A 17,913-nucleotide genomic window follows, 5' to 3' on the forward strand; every position below is an offset into this window, starting at 1 on the left:
TTCATAAAAATCAATCTTGTACTTGTGGATAAAGTACCTTCATAATAGTCGGTCTGGGCCAAGAAAGTTGGTCAAAGATTAGCAATAAATGTTTGATTTTCCATCATTAAAGATGAACGGGAATAAAAATTAAATCTCTGGGAGTTTAACTGTGTATCTGTCGGTTTGGCAAAGTTGTTTATATGTATTGCAAGATGAATTGCCTTCACAGCAATTCAGTATGTGGGTAAGACCACTTCAAGCAGAAAGTACCGAAGATACGTTGACTATATATGCACCTAACCGTTTCGTTTTGGATTGGGTGAGAGAAAAGTATTTAAACCGTATTAATGAACTACTCGTTGAAATTTGTGGTGATGAAGCACCTGAGCTACGTTTTGATGTTGGTAGTAAACCAATTTTAAATGCCCAAGTGGCATCAGCACCGGCTGCTTCAGAAGCTAGCGCATCTGTTCCACAACAAGCTGCCGAAAAGCAACAGCCAAAGCCTGAAAAAGCAGCGGTAGAACCTGCACCAAAATCAGGTTATAAATCAAACATTAAAGAAAATTATACTTTTGATAGCTTTGTTGAAGGTAAATCAAACCAATTAGCAAAAGCTGCAGCGACTCAAGTTGCAGATAACCCAGGTTCAGCATTTAACCCTGTATTTATATATGGTGGTACGGGCTTAGGTAAAACTCACTTATTACATGCTGTTGGTAACGGTATTATGGCAAATAAGCCAGACGCTAAAATTGTCTATATGCACTCAGAGCGATTTGTGCAAGATATGGTTAAAGCGCTGCAAAATAATGCCATTGAAGAATTTAAACGTTATTACCGAAGTGTTGATGCATTGATGATCGATGATATTCAATTTTTCGCTAATAAAGAGCGCTCACAAGAAGAGTTTTTCCATACCTTCAACGCTTTACTTGAAGGAAATCAACAGATTATATTAACTTCAGACCGCTATCCCAAAGAGATAGAAGGGGTTGAAGATCGCCTTAAATCACGTTTTGGTTGGGGTTTAACAATTGCTATTGAGCCGCCAGAACTTGAAACGCGCGTTGCCATTTTGATGAAAAAAGCACAGCAAAGTAAAATTAATTTACCCCATGAAGTGGCCTTTTTTATCGCTAAAAAATTGCGTTCAAATGTGCGTGAATTAGAAGGGGCGTTAAACCGCGTTATTGCTAATGCAAACTTTACTGGTCGTCCGATTTCGATCGACTTTGTAAAAGAAGCCCTGCGAGACTTACTTGCTCTGCAAGATAAACTGGTAACGATAGATAATATCCAACGTACAGTTGCTGAGTATTACCGCATTCGTGTGTCAGACTTATTATCTAAACGTCGAAGCCGTTCAGTAGCAAGACCACGTCAAGTGGCCATGGCATTATCAAAAGAACTTACAAATCACAGTTTACCTGAGATTGGCGACGCTTTTGGTGGTCGCGATCACACAACTGTATTACACGCTTGTCGTAAAGTTAAATCACTACGTGATGAAAGCCACGAAGTGAAAGAAGATTATCAAAACTTAATAAGAACCTTGTCATCTTAAGGCCGACTTTATTATGCAAATAACAATATCAAGAGAGCAATTTTTAAAACCTTTAGTTCAAGTGTCTGGTGCGATTGAGCGTAAGCACACCTTACCTATTTTATCGAACGTACTTTTAGTTGTTGAAAACGGACAACTTTCGATGACGGGTACCGATCTTGAAATTGAGTTAGTGGCGAGTGTGTTTGTAGGTGAAGATACCACTGATACGCAACTCACTTTACCAGCTAAAAAGTTACTCGATATTTGTAAAAGTTTACCTGATGGCTCAGACCTTACGTTAAGTAGCCAAGATCATCAGTTACTACTAACCAGTGGTAAAAGCCGTTTTTCTTTAACAACGCTTGCCGCTGAAGATTTTCCGAATCTTGAGCAGTGGGATGGTGAAGTTGAATTTCAACTAACGCGTTTAGAGTTACGCAAGCTTTTAGAAAGCACGCATTTTTCTATGGCGAATCAAGACGTACGTTATTATTTAAACGGTATGTCTTTTGAAGTTGATAACGCAGATATTAAAACAGTGGCTACAGATGGTCACCGTTTGGCGATTGCACAAAAGCAATTACCGCAATCATTAAATACGCAACGTCAGTTAATTATTCCACGTAAAGGTGTACAAGAAATTATGCGCCTAATGGTGGCTGATGATGAGCTAGTTACCATTCAATTCGGTGCTAATCATATTCGTATTATTGATACTGAATTTACGTTTACCAGTAAACTAGTTGATGGTCGTTTCCCTGATTATCGTCGAGTATTGCCGCGTGGTGGTGACAAGGTGATTACTGCTAACCGTGAATGGCTACGTAGTGCTTTTCAGCGAGTGTCTATTTTATCGAATGAAAAGTTCCGTGGCGTACGTTTAAACCTGTCTGAAGGTTTATTAAAAATTACAGCAAACAACCCTGAGCAAGAACAAGCTGAAGAGGTCGTTGAAGTAATGTACCAAGGCGGCGAACTTGAAATTGGCTTTAACGTTTCTTATGTCCTTGATGTACTTAATACATTAAAAACAGAAGATGTTACGTTTACGCTTGCAGATTCTAATAGCAGTGCGCTAATTGAAGGTGCGGGTGACGAAGAAGCTATGTACGTTGTTATGCCGATGCGCCTATAAGCTTATATGAGTTTAAGTCATTTAAGCCTCAATAATTTTCGGAATATTGAGGCGCTGACACTTGAGCCGGTTAATGGCATAAACATTATCTACGGCGAAAATGGCAGCGGAAAAACTAGTCTCCTTGAGGCGATTTATTTCCTTTCTCACGGTAAATCATTTCGTACCGCCAAACATAAAAATATCATTCAGCATCAACAAGACAAGTTTGTGATACATGGTCGAAAAGCACTACACGACTTGTCTATCCCAATTGGTATTAGTAAAAACCAAGCGGGTGAAACATCTTTAAAGATTCAGGGAAAAACGAGCCGTAAAATTTCTGAATTAGCGCAGCTAGTACCGGTGCAAGTTATTACACCTGAAAGCTATTCATTGTTTTTTGGTGGCCCAAAAGAGCGTAGAAAATTTCTCGATTTAGGATTGTTCCACGTGGAACATGACTTTTTTTATTTATGGCAGTCCTTTAATAAAGTACTGAAACAACGTAATGCTTTATTAAAAAGTAAACCTCGAGATTATTTCGAACAGATCAAGTTTTGGGATAAAGAATTTGTTAGACTAGCTGAACAAATAAATAATTTAAGAATCGCGTATATAAGTAGGTTTAAGCAGCAGTTTTTTGATAAAATGTGTGCAGAATTAACGCTTGTAAGCGATTTAGAAATTAACTTTCATGCGGGCTGGAAAGAGAGTGAAACGCTCTCAGAGGCGCTTGAGCAAAGCTTTGAACGTGATGCCAAACAAGGTTTCACAAGTAAGGGACCGCATAAAGCTGATTTTAGTTTTAGTGTTTCTGGCAACAGTGTAGAAAATACATTTTCTCGTGGTCAATTGAAGCTCTTGCTTTATGCGTTAAAAGTAACGCAAAATAGCTTAATTGAGTCAGAAACAGATAAGCAATCTATATTGCTAATAGATGACTTACCTTCAGAACTGGGTGAAGATACAAAAGAAAAAGTGGGTCAGCTTTTGACTCATTGCGATTCGCAACTTTTTATCTCATCAATTTTATCTGAAAGTATTTCTGCTGTGGTGGAACCCATGCAACGAGAACTAAAAATGTTCCACGTGAAACATGGCAACCTAATAACAAGATAAGTGGGATTAACCATGTCTGAGAATTACGATTCGTCGAGTATTAAAGTACTTAAAGGATTAGACGCAGTAAGAAAGCGTCCAGGAATGTATATAGGGGACACCGATGACGGTACAGGCCTACACCACATGGTGTTTGAGGTTGTTGATAACTCTATCGATGAAGCCTTAGCTGGTCATTGTGATGATATTTTTGTAACGATTCACTTAGACGGTTCAGTCTCTGTAAGAGATAACGGTCGTGGTATTCCTACATCTATTCACGAAGAAGAAGGTGTTTCTGCGGCTGAAGTTATCATGACGGTACTTCACGCTGGTGGTAAGTTCGATGATAACTCATATAAAGTATCGGGTGGCTTACACGGTGTAGGTGTTTCGGTTGTAAATGCGCTATCTGAAAAACTACAACTGACAATTCGTCGTGAAGGCAAAATTCACCAACAAACTTATACTATGGGTGTACCAGATGCACCATTAGCTGTAATTGGTGATGCAACTGACACCGGAACTGAATTACGTTTTTGGCCAAGCGGTGAAACATTCACTGACTTAAACTTCCACTACGATATTTTAGCAAAGCGTTTACGTGAGCTTTCGTTCTTAAACTCTGGTGTAAGTATCATTCTTACCGATGAGCGTGAAGAAGCTAAAAATGACCACTTTAAATATGAAGGTGGTATTCAGGCATTCGTAGAATATCTAAACCGTAACAAAACACCTGTACATAAAAGTGTTTTCCACTTTACTCATGAGCGTGAAGAAGACGGTATTAGTGTAGAAGTATCAATGCAGTGGAACGATGGTTTCCAAGAAAGCATTTATTGTTTTACAAACAACATTCCACAACGTGATGGTGGTACGCACTTAGCTGGCTTTAGAGCCGCATTAACGCGTACGCTAAATAACTACATGGAAAAAGAAGGCTTTAACAAAAAAGCGAAAACAACAAGCAATGCAACGGGTGATGACGCTCGTGAAGGCTTAACTGCAGTTGTAAGTGTTAAAGTACCTGATCCTAAGTTCTCATCACAAACTAAAGATAAACTAGTATCAAGTGAAGTGAAATCTGCTGTAGAGCAAGCAATGGCAGAAAAACTAACAGAGTTCTTATTAGAAAATCCTGTTGATGCTAAAACTGTTGTTGGCAAAATCATTGATGCAGCACGTGCACGTGAAGCAGCTCGTAAAGCGCGTGAAATGACACGTCGTAAAGGCGCAATGGATTTAGCCGGTTTACCAGGTAAATTGGCTGATTGCCAAGAAAAAGATCCAGCACTTTCAGAACTATACATAGTGGAGGGTGACTCTGCAGGTGGTTCAGCTAAGCAGGGTCGTAACCGCAAAAATCAAGCTATCTTGCCACTTAAAGGTAAGATTCTTAACGTTGAAAAAGCACGCTTTGATAAGATGCTTTCTTCGCAAGAAGTAGCGACATTAATCACAGCATTAGGTTGTGGTATTGGTCGTGATGAATATGACCCAGAAAAGCTTCGTTATCATCGTATCATCATTATGACCGATGCGGACGTGGATGGTTCTCACATTCGTACCTTGCTACTGACTTTCTTCTACCGTCAAATGCCAGAGATTGTAGAAAAAGGCTTTATCTATATTGCGCAACCACCACTTTATAAAGTGAAAAAAGGTAAGCAAGAACGCTACATTAAAGATGACCCAGCGCTTGTTGATTACCTAACGTCATTAGCATTGAACAATGCTGCACTGTATACGAGTGAAGGTGCAACTGCACTTGAAGGTGAAGAATTAGAAAGAATTGTTCACGATTATCAAAATACAGTAAAAGTAATTGAACGTTTAAAACGTAAATATCCAAATTCGGTTATGGAACGTTTAATCTATCAAAGCGAAATTACAGAAGCTGATTTAGCAAATGAAGCAAAAGTAAAAGAGTGGACTAACACGCTTGTTGAAGACTTAATTGCACGCGATGAAGATGCAACTATTTTCCACGCGAGCACTGAGCACGATACAGAACGCAACATGTATTATCCTGTTGTGAATATTCGCCAACATGGTGTGGACAAAGCGCATGTATTGAACTTCGACTTCATTACATCTCGTGACTACAAACGCATTGCAGCGACAGGTGTTAACATTGCTAACTTACTTGAAGAAGGCGCATATATTCAACGTGGTGAGAAAACTCATGCTGTTGATAACTTTGTTGATGCATTAGAGTGGTTAATTAGTGAATCGAAACGTGGCCTTTATATCCAACGCTATAAAGGACTAGGTGAGATGAACCCAGATCAACTTTGGGAAACCACCATGGACCCAGGCGCACGTCGTATGTTGAAAGTAACAATTGAAGATGCGGTTGCAGCTGACCAATTGTTCGCGACATTAATGGGTGACCAAGTTGAACCTCGTCGTGACTTCATTGAAACGAATGCACTACGTGTAGTTAACTTAGACGTGTAAAGTTAGAATTGAGATTTAAAAAGGAGCCAACTGGCTCCTTTTTTTATTGCTGAAAAAGCACAAACTGCTTAAAACCTTACTGCACACAAGGTATACTGAGAGCAATTTTCAGACTAAACGCACCAGATACTATAAGCCAAATATGCAAAAATATGACGTTAAAACCTTCCAAGGTTTGATCCTGGCTTTACAGGACTATTGGGCACAGCAAGGCTGTGTGATTGCTCAACCACTCGATATGGAAGTGGGAGCAGGGACATTTCATCCGTTAACTTTCTTAAAGTCGATTGGTCCAGAGCCAATGTCGAGCGCGTATGTTCAACCATGCCGTCGTCCAACTGATGGTCGTTATGGTGAAAACCCAAACCGCTTACAACATTACTACCAATTCCAAGTAGTATTAAAACCATCACCAGAGAACATCCAAGAGCTCTATTTAGGCTCTTTAGCTGCGGTAGGTATCGATACGCTAACTGACGAAGTTCGCTTCGTAGAAGACAACTGGGAGTCGCCTACATTAGGTGCTTGGGGTCTAGGTTGGGAAATCTGGTTGAACGGCATGGAAGTGACGCAGTTCACTTACTTCCAACAAGTAGGTGGCCTAGAGTGCTCACCAGTAACAGGTGAGATCACGTATGGTCTTGAGCGTTTAGCAATGTACATTCAGGGCGTAGATAGCATCTATGATCTTGTATGGGCAGATGGTCCTATGGGTCGTGTCACATACGGTGATGTATTCCATCAAAATGAAGTAGAGCAATCGGCTTATAACTTCGAACAAGCGGATGTTGAGTTCTTATTTGCACAGTTTGATCACTGTGAAAAAGAAAGCGAAAAGCTAATTGAAGCAGGCTTACCATTACCAGCTTATGAGCAAGTAATGAAAGCATCACATGCGTTTAACTTATTAGACGCTCGTCACGCTATCTCAGTAACAGAACGTCAACGTTATATCTTACGTGTTCGTGCTTTATCTAAAGCATGTGCGCAAAGTTACTATGATGCCCGTGAAGCTCTTGGTTTCCCGCTTTGTAAGGATTAAGAATTAGCATGTCAGCAGAAAATTTATTAGTAGAAATTGGCACTGAAGAGTTGCCACCGAAAGCACTTCGTAAACTTGCTGAGTCGTTTGCTGAGAACTTAGCAGCTGAGCTTGCAAGCTTAGAATTAGCTCATCAAGGCGTTAATTGGTACGCATCACCACGTCGTTTAGGTTTACGTGTTACTGCACTTGAAGCTAAACAAAGTGATAAGGTTGTAGAAAAACGCGGCCCTGCAGTAGCAGCGGCTTTTGACGCAGATGGCAACCCAACTAAAGCCGCAATGGGTTGGGCTCGTGGTTGTGGCATCGATGTAAGCGACGCACAAACGCTAGAAACAGATAAAGGTGCTTGGTTATTACACAAAGCACAGGTTGAAGGTCAAGCAACTACCTCGCTTATGAGCGATGCTGTAAACAAAGCGCTTGCTAAATTACCTATCCCTAAACCAATGCGTTGGGGTGCAAATAAAACACAATTTATCCGCCCAGTGCACACTGCGACTATTTTATTTGGTAGCACGCTAATCGAAGGTGAAATCCTTGGTAAGCAAGTTGGCAACCAATTACAAGGTCACCGTTTCCATCATCCAGAAAAAGTAACAATTAACCACGCAGATGACGTGTTTGATGTTCTTAAATCTGCTTATGTTGTCGCTGACTTCGAAACACGTAAAGCACAAATTCGTGAACAGATTGAAGCTGCAGCAACAGCTGTAAATGCAAAAGTAGCGATGGATGAAGACTTACTGGAAGAAGTAACATCTCTTGTTGAGTGGCCAGTAACATTAACAGCAACATTTGAAGAAGCCTTCTTAGATGTCCCTTCAGAAGCGCTTATCTATACTATGAAGGACGACCAAAAATACTTCCCGTTATTAGACCAAGACGGCAACTTACTTAACAAGTTCCTATTTGTTTCTAATATCGAAAGTAAAGATCCAAGCGTGGTAATTGCTGGTAACGAAAAGGTGGTTCGTCCACGTTTAGCTGATGCGCAATTCTTCTATGAAACTGATAAGAAGAAAACGCTAGAGAGCCGTTTAGAATCGCTTGATACTGTTTTATTCCAAAAGCAATTGGGTACGTTAAAAGACAAATCTGAGCGTATCAGTGAACTTGCAGGTTACATTGCGGAGCAATTAGGTGCCGATGCCGAGCTGGCTAAGCGTGCAGGTTTATTAAGTAAAACAGACTTAATGACCGAAATGGTGATGGAGTTTACCGACGTACAAGGTGTAATGGGTATGCATTATGCTCGTCACGACGGTGAAGCCGAAGAAGTTGCACTAGCGCAAAATGAACAATATATGCCTCGCTTCGCGGGTGATAATTTACCAACCAATGTGATCAGCTGTGCAGTAGCAATTGCTGATAAGTTTGATACGCTGGTGGGTATTTTTGGTATTGGTCAAGCGCCAAAAGGCGACAAAGACCCATTTGCACTTCGCCGTGCAGCGATTGGTGCATTACGCATTATGGTTGAAAAATCATTACCGCTAGATATCTTAGATCTAGTTGCTAAGTCACAAACGCTATTCGGCGAGAAGCTAACAAACCTAAACGTATCAACAGATGTGTTTGAGTTTATGCTAGGTCGTTTCCGCGCATGGTACCAAGATGAAGGTATCGAAGTTGATGTGATCCAAGCTGTGCTAGCTCGTCGTCCAACTAAACCAGTTGATTTTGACCGTCGTGTTAAAGCGGTAAGTCACTTCCGTACATTAGAGGCTGCAGAAGCGCTTGCAGCAGCAAATAAACGCGTAAGCAATATTCTGGCTAAGAATGACATCACAACACAAGGTGATGTAAATGAGAGCCTATTAAGCGATGATGCAGAAAAAGTATTAGCGTCGCATGTTGCGAAGTTTGCAACTGAGCTTGCACCTCTATATGCAAATGGTGATTACCAAGAAGCATTGTCACAACTTGCGGGTATCCGTGAGAGTGTTGATAATTTCTTCGATAATGTCATGGTAATGGCCGATGACGAAGCAGTTAAACAAAACCGTTTAGCATTGTTAAGCCAACTAAGCCGCCTGTTTTTAGATATTGCTGATATCTCTGTACTTCAGAAGTAAGCAGTAGCCAATTAATAAAAGCCAGCTCAGTGCTGGCTTTTTTGTAGCATAAGGAATAGTAATGAAACGTGTAATTACTTTAGCATTAGCAGGCTTATTAACAGCCTGTTCTAGCCAAATGCAAATGCCAAGCATCGATGATATTCTGCCAAGCAAAGACCTTGACCGTACTATGTATTTACGTGGTGACTTTACCTTGTGGGATGCCGAACCTCAGTATCAATTAGAGCAAGTTGCACCAGGTATATTCCAAACCGAAGTTAAGTTTTCAACACCTGGTAAGGTTTATGAATTCAAAATAGCGGATGCTGATTTTAGCGAAGGCTATAACTGCGGTTACAGTGATATGGACCCTGCAGGGCAATCATTGGTTTTAGGCCAAGCTGCCAATGCCGACTGTAATACTATCTACAATTATTTCAGCTTTAAACCCGCTGCAAAAGGTATGTATGTAGTGAGTTTTGATTATCGTAACAGTAATCAACCAAAAGTGACGGTAACCCGAAAGTAAAGCTCTAAGCTTTCAGCTGTCAGTTTGAAGCCGATTGAGTGAGCATATGATATTGATTTAATGCTCACTCTTAATTTTAATAGTTTAACGTAACTCGTTATAGCCCTTTCTTCACCAAGTATCGATACGGTGCTTGCTCTACATCTTTAGCCACTAGAGTATGATCCATAAAAGTACAAAAGCTTGGAATATCACGGGTAGTTGATGGGTCATCGGCGATGATAAGCAATGTTTCACCATCTTTCATTTTACGCACTGCGCCACGCACCATCATGACAGGTTCTGGACAACGAAGGCCAAGTGCATCTAATTGGTGATCGGGATTATCAAAACTCATGGCTGACCTTTTGAATGAAAGAGACAATTAATAAGCGGCTATTTTAACTTTCTATTGCCGCCTGTTTCAATAACCTAAAGCAAAGCAAATAAAAAAGGCGCACTGAGCAAATCAGTGCGCCTTTTTATCACCAAGATGTTTGGTGTGAGCTCGTTACTCTACGCGCTCAAATACAGTTGCAATACCTTGACCTAAACCAATACACATAGTTGCTAGACCGTATTTAGCGTTCTTGTCTTCCATTAGGTGAACAAGCGTTGTGCTAATACGTGAACCAGAACAACCTAGTGGGTGACCAAGTGCAATTGCACCACCATTTAGGTTAACTTTTTCATCTACCACATCCATCAGACCTAGGTCTTTTAATACTGGTAGAGATTGTGCTGCGAATGCTTCGTTCAGCTCTGCAACATCGATATCGTCAATTGTGATACCTGCTTGTTGAAGTGCTTTTTGCGATGCCGGAACAGGACCATAACCCATAATTGATGGATCGCAACCTGCAACAGCCATTGATTTAATACGCGCACGAATTGGTAAACCAAGTTCTTTTGCTTTCTCTTCGCTCATTACAAGCATTGCTGACGCGCCGTCAGAAAGTGCAGATGAAGTACCTGCAGTTACGCTACCTGATGCTGGATTGAATACAGGGCGTAGTTGCGATAAGCCTTCAACAGTCGTCTCAGGACGAATTACTTCATCGTCTTCAACTAAGATTAAAGAACCATCTGCATCGTGACCTTCCATTGCTAGGATTTCACGGCGGAAACGACCTTCAACTGTTGCAGCGTGTGCACGTTGGTGTGAACGGTAAGCAAATTCGTCTTGCTGCTGACGGCTAATGCCGTGAAGCGTTGCAAGGTATTCAGCAGTTAAACCCATTACGCCAGCAGCTTGTGCTACAGACGTTGATAAACCTGGGTGAAAATCATTACCATGAGTCATAGGTACGTGACCCATGTGTTCAACACCACCAATGATGTAGGTATCGCCAGCGCCAGTCATAATAGCGCGTGCTGCATCATGTAATGCTTGCATTGATGAACCACATAAACGGTTAACCGTTACCGCTGGTACAGAGTGAGGGATACCGGCTAGTAATGCCGCATTTCGGGCAATGTTGAAACCTTGCTCTAACGTTTGTTGAACACAGCCCCAGTAAATATCATCAATTGATGCTGGATCAACGGCTGGGTTACGGTCTAACAAACCTTTCATTAAGTGAGCACTTAAATCTTCCGCACGCTTGTTTTTGAATACGCCGTTCTTTGAACGACCCATTGGTGTGCGGATACAATCTACGATTACTGGATTATTCATGTTTATTATCCTTCCACCTTATAGAATACACGGCCTTCTTCGGCCCACTTGCGAGTTTCATCTGATACTTGGTAAATCGCACCTAAGTGAGCGTACTTGTCTGCTGTTGCAACAAAGTTCGCTAAACCAGTTTGATCTAAGTAACGGAATGCACCGCCTCTAAATGGAGGGAAACCAATGCCGTAAATTAGCGCCATGTCAGCTTCTTGTGGTGACGCTACGATACCTTCTTGTAAACAAAGTAGTACTTCGTTGATCATAGGAATCATACAACGGTCAATGATTTCTTGTTTGTCGAAATCTTTAGGAGCATCAGTGATAGCACTTAGTAGCTCAGTTGCTGTTGCATCTTTTGCTTTTTTCAGGCGACCACGACGGTCCGGCGCGTATTGGTAGAAACCAGCACCATTTTTCTGACCAAAGCGTTTTTCGTTTGCAAATACAGTAACAGGATCTTTATCTTGGCGAGCCATACGCTCAGGGAAGCCGTCAGCCATTACACCAGTACAGTGGTAAGCTGTATCGATACCTACAACATCAAGTAGATATGCAGGACCCATTGGCCAACCAAATACATTTTCCATTACTTTATCAACTTTAGTAAAGTCAGCACCTTCAACAACAAGTTTGCTGAAACCTGCAAAGTAAGGGAATAGTACGCGGTTAACAAAGAAACCAGGGCAGTCGTTTACAACGATAGGTGATTTACCAAGTTTTAATGCGTAATCAACAACTGCATTAATTGTTGCTTCTGAAGTTTTTTCACCACGGATGATTTCTACTAATGGCATTTTCGGCACAGGGTTAAAGAAGTGCATACCACAGAAGTTTTCTGGTTTTTCAAGTGCAGATGCTAACTCGTCAATACGAATAGTTGACGTATTTGAAGTTAGGATAGTGCCTGCTGGTAAGTCTTTTTCAAGACCCGCAAGAACAGCTTGCTTCACTTTAGGGTTTTCAACCACGGCTTCAACAACGATATCAGCACTTTGTAGGTCTGCATCATTTAACGTTGGTTTGATCTTGCCTAAGGTGGCAACCATCTTATCCATCGCCATATGGCCACGTTGTACTTTCTTACCTAGTAGCTTAGATGCTTCGCCCATACCTAAATCAAGTGCATCTTGGTTGATGTCTTTCATGATAATAGGTGTGCCTTTATAAGCAGACTGGTAAGCAATACCGCCACCCATAATACCTGCACCTAATACAGCTGCTTGTTTGATCTCAAGCCCACTGTGTTTAGCTTGCTTCTTCGCTTTACCTTTAATGTATTGGTCAGCTAAGAAAATACCGGTTTGCGCGGCAGCTTCGCTTGTTGCTGCAAGTTTAGCAAAGTTAGCGTTTTCAATAGCCATTGCTTCAGCGCGTTCACAGTTTGCAGCAGCTTTGATTGTTTTTACAGCCATAACAGGTGCTGGGTAATGACCTTTTGTCTGACCCATTACCATACCTTCTGCCATAGCAAAGCTCATACCTTGCTCAACACGGTTCATTTTCAGTGGCTGTAATTTTACTTGTCGTTTTGCTTGCCAATCTAGCTTGCCAGCAATTGCTTGCTCAAGTGTTGCAATACTTGACTCTAAAAGTTTGTCAGCACTAACTACCGCGTCAAACGCACCTACTTTTAGGGCATCCGCAGCACGGTTTTCTTTACCTGTAGTGATCCATGTCATCGCATTATCAGCGCCAATAAGGCGTGGCAGGCGAACTGTGCCACCAAAACCAGGCATAATGCCTAATTTAACTTCTGGTAGGCCAATTTTAGCGTTAGAGCTAGCAACGCGATAATCGGTAGCAAGTGCCCACTCACATCCACCACCAAGCGCCATGCCGTTTACCGCACTTAGGGTTGGGAAAGGTAAATCTTCAATTGCGTCAAAAACATCAGTTGCATTTTTGATCCATGCAACTAGTTCTTCTTGAGGTTTAGTGAAAGTAGGTAAAAATTCGAAAATATCGGCACCGATAATGAAATGATCTTTATCGCTGGTGAACACCATGCCTTTGATATCTGAGTTTGTTGCCAATTCTTTTAATGCTAAAGCGCAATCTTGCAAGGTTTGCTGCGAAAGTTTATTTACTGAGCCGTCTGCACAGAACTTAAACTCGGCGATGTTGTCCTTGATGAAAGCAACTTCAAATGAATCGCTTTTATATAACATTATTATTCTCCCTAGTTTATTAACTAAGACTGGTACGATGAGTTTGCATTTCAATCAGTGTGCTTGCTTTAAAATGAAAATGCAACGAAAAATTTACTGCGCTTTATCGCGATTGGTTAAAATATAGCTGGTTTGGTGCTAAGGTGTAGCAGAAGTTTTTTGTTATTAATTCTTTAATTTTTGTTAAAGGTCATCATGAAAAAACAACTCCTTGGTTGGACAGCTGCCGCATTACTTTTTCCTTTTTTTGCAGCTGAAGCCAACGATAAACATGACGCTTTTTTAAAAGCAGAAAAAAAGGCGCGTTACGGTGATTATCAAGACATGAAAGAGGCAGCAAATGGACTTGATCATCCGTTGAAACCTTATGTCGAAAAGGCATATTGGCAACGCAACCCAAGCCTTAAACACCAAACGGAAATAGAGAACTATCTTAATATTTATCAAAACACGCCACTAGAATGGCCTGTACGAAAGGCATGGCTTAATTACTTAAAAAAGTACAACAAGAAAGCTGCATATATTCGAAATTATCGCGAAACGAGCAATAACGAATTAACGTGCCCTTACTTAAGCTTTCAATTGGACTTGGGGGCACCTGAAAAAGCCATAATGAACCAAGTTACTGATTTATGGGTTGTTGGGGAGTCACAGCCAAAAGAGTGTGATGGATTATTCTCGTTGTGGAAGAAAAAGGGTTACCAAACCCAAGAGCGAGTTTGGCAGCGTATTAGTCTGGCTGCTGAAGGGGGCTCATCAAGCTTAATTCCTTACTTAAAAACATTATTGCCTCGGGCTGATCAATATTTAGCTGATTTATATTTAAAGGTACGAAGAGACCCAAGTGCTGCTGCGGGTCTTTATCGCTACAAGAAAAAGTCGACTAAAGAAGGACAAATTGCACTCTATGGGGTTAAGCGCTTAGTATGGCGAGATAAAGATTTGGCATTACGAGCTTGGGAAAAGCTCGAAGCTATGTTCGATTACACCGACGAGCAAAAAGCCGATGTTTACTACAGCTTTGCGCTTTCGCTTGCCTCGAGCGGTCATCAACAAGCACGCTTTTGGTTAAACAAAGTACCTAAAGAGCGCCAAACTCGTAAACTAATGCAATGGCAGCTAGGGAACATGCTAGAGAGACAAGATTGGTCTGGCATTGTGGCGTTTTTCACGGGTAAAGAAAACCTGAGTTTGGGTCAACAATATTGGTTGGCATATAGCTTAAATCAACGTGGTGACGTCGAGCGAGCTCGTGAAATTTGGCAAACGGTGGCTAAAGAGCGTGATTATTACGGCTTTTTAGCATCTGCACGCTTGGGTATTCCGGTTAGTTTAAATAACAAAGATATCAATATTAGTAATAAGCTTAAGCTTGAAGTGGCAAATGCCCCTGGTTTTAAGCGAGCTCGCGCCTTGTATGAGCTTGAGCGTTATACATCTGCGCGTCGTGAATGGAATTATTTAACGGATACATCTACTAAAGAAGAAAAGCTTGCTGCGTCTTTACTTGCTGCTGAGCTAGATTGGTACGACAGCACTATTTATACCTTGGCGCAAATAAAAGAGTGGGATTATGTCGATTTACGTTTCCCATTTGCGTTTAAAGATGTGTTTGCCACTTATAGCAACCGCAGCCATATCGATGTTGCTTGGAGTATTGCTATCTCGCGTCGAGAAAGCTCTTTTGCGCCAGATGCTCGCTCTCATGCCAATGCTCATGGTTTGATGCAGTTGTTACCAAGTACTGCTAAGTATATGAATAAGAGTACAGTGTCACGCAGACAGTTATATCAGCCTCGTACTAATATACGTCTAGGTAGTGAATATTTGCAGTATTTGAAAAAGAAAAATCATGGCAATGAAATTCTTGCTACGGCTTCTTACAATGCAGGTTATCATCGCATTAAACGCTGGATCCCAGAGCAAGCAATGCCAGCTGAACTGTGGATAGAGTTAATTCCTTATACCGAAACACGAAACTACGTTAAGAATGTGTTTGCCTACAGACAGGTTTATCACACTCGATTAGGTCGTGACGGCAATGTATTGGCACCGATCCTAGATATGTCGATGGGTGGTTAAACAAGATGTGTCACACTATCCTCCCTCAGTTGGGGGATAGTGCTGGCTATGTTAGACTGCTAACAAGTTAAATTTACTAAAGATGGGTTTACTATGGATAAATTAGCGGTGTTATACGCCGAACATATTGCAACCTTGCAACAACGCACTCGTACAATCACAGAGCGTGAAGGTTTAGAAGGGTTAGTAATTCACTCAGGTCAGGCTAAACGTCAGTTTTTAGATGACATGTATTATCCGTTTAAGGTGAATCCGCAATTTAAAGCTTGGTTACCAGTAATCGACAACCCACATTGCTGGATTGTGGTTGATGGTGCATCTAAGCCAAAACTGATTTTTTATCGTCCTGTGGACTTTTGGCATAAAGTGCCTGACGAACCGCGTGATTTTTGGGCTGAGTATTTTGATATTGAATTATTAGTACAGCCAGATCAGGTCGAAAAGCTGCTTCCTTATGATAAAGAAAAATTTGCCTATATCGGTGAATACCTAGAAGTAGCACAAGCGCTGGGCTTTAGCATTATGAACCCAGAGCCAGTAATGAATTACCTACACTTTCATCGCGCTTATAAAACCCAGTACGAGCTTGAGTGTTTACGTCAAGCTAACCGAATCGCGGTAGATGGCCACAAAGCTGCACGTGATACTTTTTTTGCTGGTGGTTCAGAGTTTGATATTCAGCAAGCTTACCTCATGGCAACGCGTCAGAGTGAAAACGAAATGCCTTACGGTAATATCGTTGCGCTAAATGAAAACTGTGCAATTTTACACTACACGCATTTTGAGCCTAAAGCGCCGCATTCACATCATTCTTTTCTTATTGATGCTGGTGCGAACTTTAATGGCTATGCGGCTGATATCACGCGTACTTATGACTTTAAAAAGTCGGGTGAATTTAGCGATTTAATTAAAGTAATGACAGAGCATCAAATCGCTTTAGGTAAAGCATTAAAGCCTGGCTTGTTATATGGTGAATTGCATTTAGATTGCCACCAGCGTGTAGCGCAAGTGCTAAGCGACTTTAATATTGTGAAATTACCAGCAGCTGAAATTGTTGAACGTGGTATTACTTCTACTTTCTTCCCGCATGGTCTTGGTCATCACCTTGGCTTACAAGTACACGATATGGGTGGCTTTATGGCTGATGATACTGGTGCACACCAAGCTCCGCCAGAAGGTCATCCATTCCTTCGTTGTACTCGATTAATTGAAAAGAACCAAGTATTTACTATTGAACCTGGTTTATACTTTATCGACTCATTATTAGGTGACCTTGCGCAAACAGACAACAAGCAGTTCATTAACTGGGAAAAAGTTGAAGCGCTTAAGCCATTCGGCGGTATCCGTATTGAAGATAACATCATCGTTCATGAAGATAGCCTAGAAAACATGACCCGTGATCTACACTTAGATTAACGATTAAGGTTAGTGAATATCGGGGCCATTAGGCCCCATTTTTTTAGATAAGCAATTATGTCTGAATACCAATATCCGGCTGAGCCGGTTTTTTACCAAGAAGAAATCAAAAAAAGCACCTTTATTGTGCATATTGCCCACACCCCAGATCTTGCGGCAGCAAAAGCCTTTATCAAAGAGATTCAAGATAAATACAGCGATGCTCGTCATAATTGCTGGGCGCATGTTGCAGGTAACCCCGGTGGTAGCCATGTATATGGCTTTTCGGATGATGGGGAGCCTAATGGCACTGCCGGCAAGCCAATGCTAAATGTACTAACTGGATCTGGTATTGGTGAAATTACAGCGGTTGTAACCCGTTATTTCGGTGGCATTAAGCTCGGTACTGGTGGGCTTGTGCGCGCCTACGGTGGTAGTTTAAATAATGCGATGCGTGAGCTTAAAACTATTACCAAAGTACCTAGTGTTGAGCTGATAGGCCAAAGTGATTACAGCGTACAAGGGGCTATAGAGCAGCTATTAAAAAATCAGTACCAGGTGCTTCATATCGAAAAACAGTTTGCAGAAAACATCACTTGGCAAATCGAAATCGATAGTCGTCAGGCGGAGCAAGCGGTTGATGATATTCATGAACTGACTCACGGTGCAGTTAGCCTAAAAGTCAGAAAAGTTTGAAATCTAAAAATAATACATTGCGTTTACTTACAATTAAGGCTGTAAGACAATAAACTGTATTAGCTAAACAATTAATAAGAA

General features: G+C 41.2%; 13 protein-coding genes. 10 read left to right on the forward strand and 3 right to left on the reverse strand.

What is annotated here, in order from left to right:
- The first annotated feature begins 151 nt into the window (after positions 1 to 151).
- The 7 genes from dnaA (at position 152) to J8Z25_RS00035 (ending at position 9,837) form a co-directional block, all read left to right on the forward strand.
- On the forward strand, positions 152 to 1,549 hold the full coding sequence (gene dnaA / locus J8Z25_RS00005; protein ID WP_130050125.1) for a chromosomal replication initiator protein DnaA: 1,398 nt from the start codon (positions 152 to 154) through the stop codon (positions 1,547 to 1,549).
- 13 nt (positions 1,550 to 1,562) lie between these two features.
- A complete protein-coding gene (dnaN, locus tag J8Z25_RS00010; protein ID WP_054563760.1) occupies positions 1,563 to 2,666 on the forward strand; it encodes a DNA polymerase III subunit beta in 1,104 nt (367 codons plus the stop codon).
- Positions 2,667 to 2,672: 6 nt separating this feature from the next.
- The gene (gene recF / locus J8Z25_RS00015) at positions 2,673 to 3,767 is read left to right on the forward strand and encodes a DNA replication/repair protein RecF (RefSeq protein ID WP_054563761.1); all 1,095 of its coding nucleotides are present in this window, start codon (positions 2,673 to 2,675) and stop codon (positions 3,765 to 3,767) included.
- A gap of 12 nt (positions 3,768 to 3,779) precedes the next feature.
- The gene (gene gyrB, locus J8Z25_RS00020; protein WP_130050124.1) at positions 3,780 to 6,206 is read left to right on the forward strand and encodes a DNA topoisomerase (ATP-hydrolyzing) subunit B; all 2,427 of its coding nucleotides are present in this window, start codon (positions 3,780 to 3,782) and stop codon (positions 6,204 to 6,206) included.
- A gap of 142 nt (positions 6,207 to 6,348) precedes the next feature.
- Positions 6,349 to 7,248, forward strand: a complete 900-nt coding sequence (glyQ, locus tag J8Z25_RS00025) for a glycine--tRNA ligase subunit alpha (protein ID WP_054554789.1) — start codon at positions 6,349 to 6,351, stop codon at positions 7,246 to 7,248.
- Between the two features lie 8 nt (positions 7,249 to 7,256).
- A complete protein-coding gene (glyS, locus tag J8Z25_RS00030; RefSeq protein ID WP_167659033.1) occupies positions 7,257 to 9,326 on the forward strand; it encodes a glycine--tRNA ligase subunit beta in 2,070 nt (689 codons plus the stop codon).
- 61 nt (positions 9,327 to 9,387) lie between these two features.
- Positions 9,388 to 9,837, forward strand: coding sequence for an early set domain-containing protein (locus tag J8Z25_RS00035; RefSeq protein WP_167659034.1), 450 nt, complete (start codon positions 9,388 to 9,390; stop codon positions 9,835 to 9,837).
- A 97-nt stretch (positions 9,838 to 9,934) separates the two neighbouring features.
- Here the strand turns inward: J8Z25_RS00035 and tusA are convergent, their stop codons facing one another.
- The 3 genes from tusA to fadB all read right to left on the reverse strand — a co-directional run bounded on the left by tusA (position 9,935) and on the right by fadB (position 13,659).
- Positions 9,935 to 10,174, reverse strand: coding sequence for a sulfurtransferase TusA (tusA, locus tag J8Z25_RS00040; RefSeq protein WP_054554785.1), 240 nt, complete (start codon positions 10,172 to 10,174; stop codon positions 9,935 to 9,937).
- 153 nt (positions 10,175 to 10,327) lie between these two features.
- A complete protein-coding gene (gene fadA / locus J8Z25_RS00045) occupies positions 10,328 to 11,494 on the reverse strand; it encodes an acetyl-CoA C-acyltransferase FadA (protein ID WP_130050121.1) in 1,167 nt (388 codons plus the stop codon).
- 5 nt (positions 11,495 to 11,499) lie between these two features.
- A complete protein-coding gene (fadB, locus tag J8Z25_RS00050) occupies positions 11,500 to 13,659 on the reverse strand; it encodes a fatty acid oxidation complex subunit alpha FadB (protein ID WP_130050120.1) in 2,160 nt (719 codons plus the stop codon).
- A 195-nt stretch (positions 13,660 to 13,854) separates the two neighbouring features.
- Here fadB and J8Z25_RS00055 point away from each other — a divergent pair, with 195 nt between their 5' ends.
- The 3 genes from J8Z25_RS00055 to J8Z25_RS00065 all read left to right on the forward strand — a co-directional run bounded on the left by J8Z25_RS00055 (position 13,855) and on the right by J8Z25_RS00065 (position 17,832).
- The gene (locus tag J8Z25_RS00055) at positions 13,855 to 15,741 is read left to right on the forward strand and encodes a transglycosylase SLT domain-containing protein (RefSeq protein ID WP_130050119.1); all 1,887 of its coding nucleotides are present in this window, start codon (positions 13,855 to 13,857) and stop codon (positions 15,739 to 15,741) included.
- A gap of 93 nt (positions 15,742 to 15,834) precedes the next feature.
- The gene (gene pepQ / locus J8Z25_RS00060; protein ID WP_130050118.1) at positions 15,835 to 17,157 is read left to right on the forward strand and encodes a Xaa-Pro dipeptidase; all 1,323 of its coding nucleotides are present in this window, start codon (positions 15,835 to 15,837) and stop codon (positions 17,155 to 17,157) included.
- A 57-nt stretch (positions 17,158 to 17,214) separates the two neighbouring features.
- The gene (locus J8Z25_RS00065) at positions 17,215 to 17,832 is read left to right on the forward strand and encodes a YigZ family protein (RefSeq protein WP_130050117.1); all 618 of its coding nucleotides are present in this window, start codon (positions 17,215 to 17,217) and stop codon (positions 17,830 to 17,832) included.
- Positions 17,833 to 17,913 lie beyond the last annotated feature (81 nt).

The sequence above is a fragment of the Pseudoalteromonas sp. SCSIO 43101 genome (assembly GCF_023650775.1).
Classification (GTDB): domain Bacteria; phylum Pseudomonadota; class Gammaproteobacteria; order Enterobacterales; family Alteromonadaceae; genus Pseudoalteromonas; species Pseudoalteromonas apostichopi.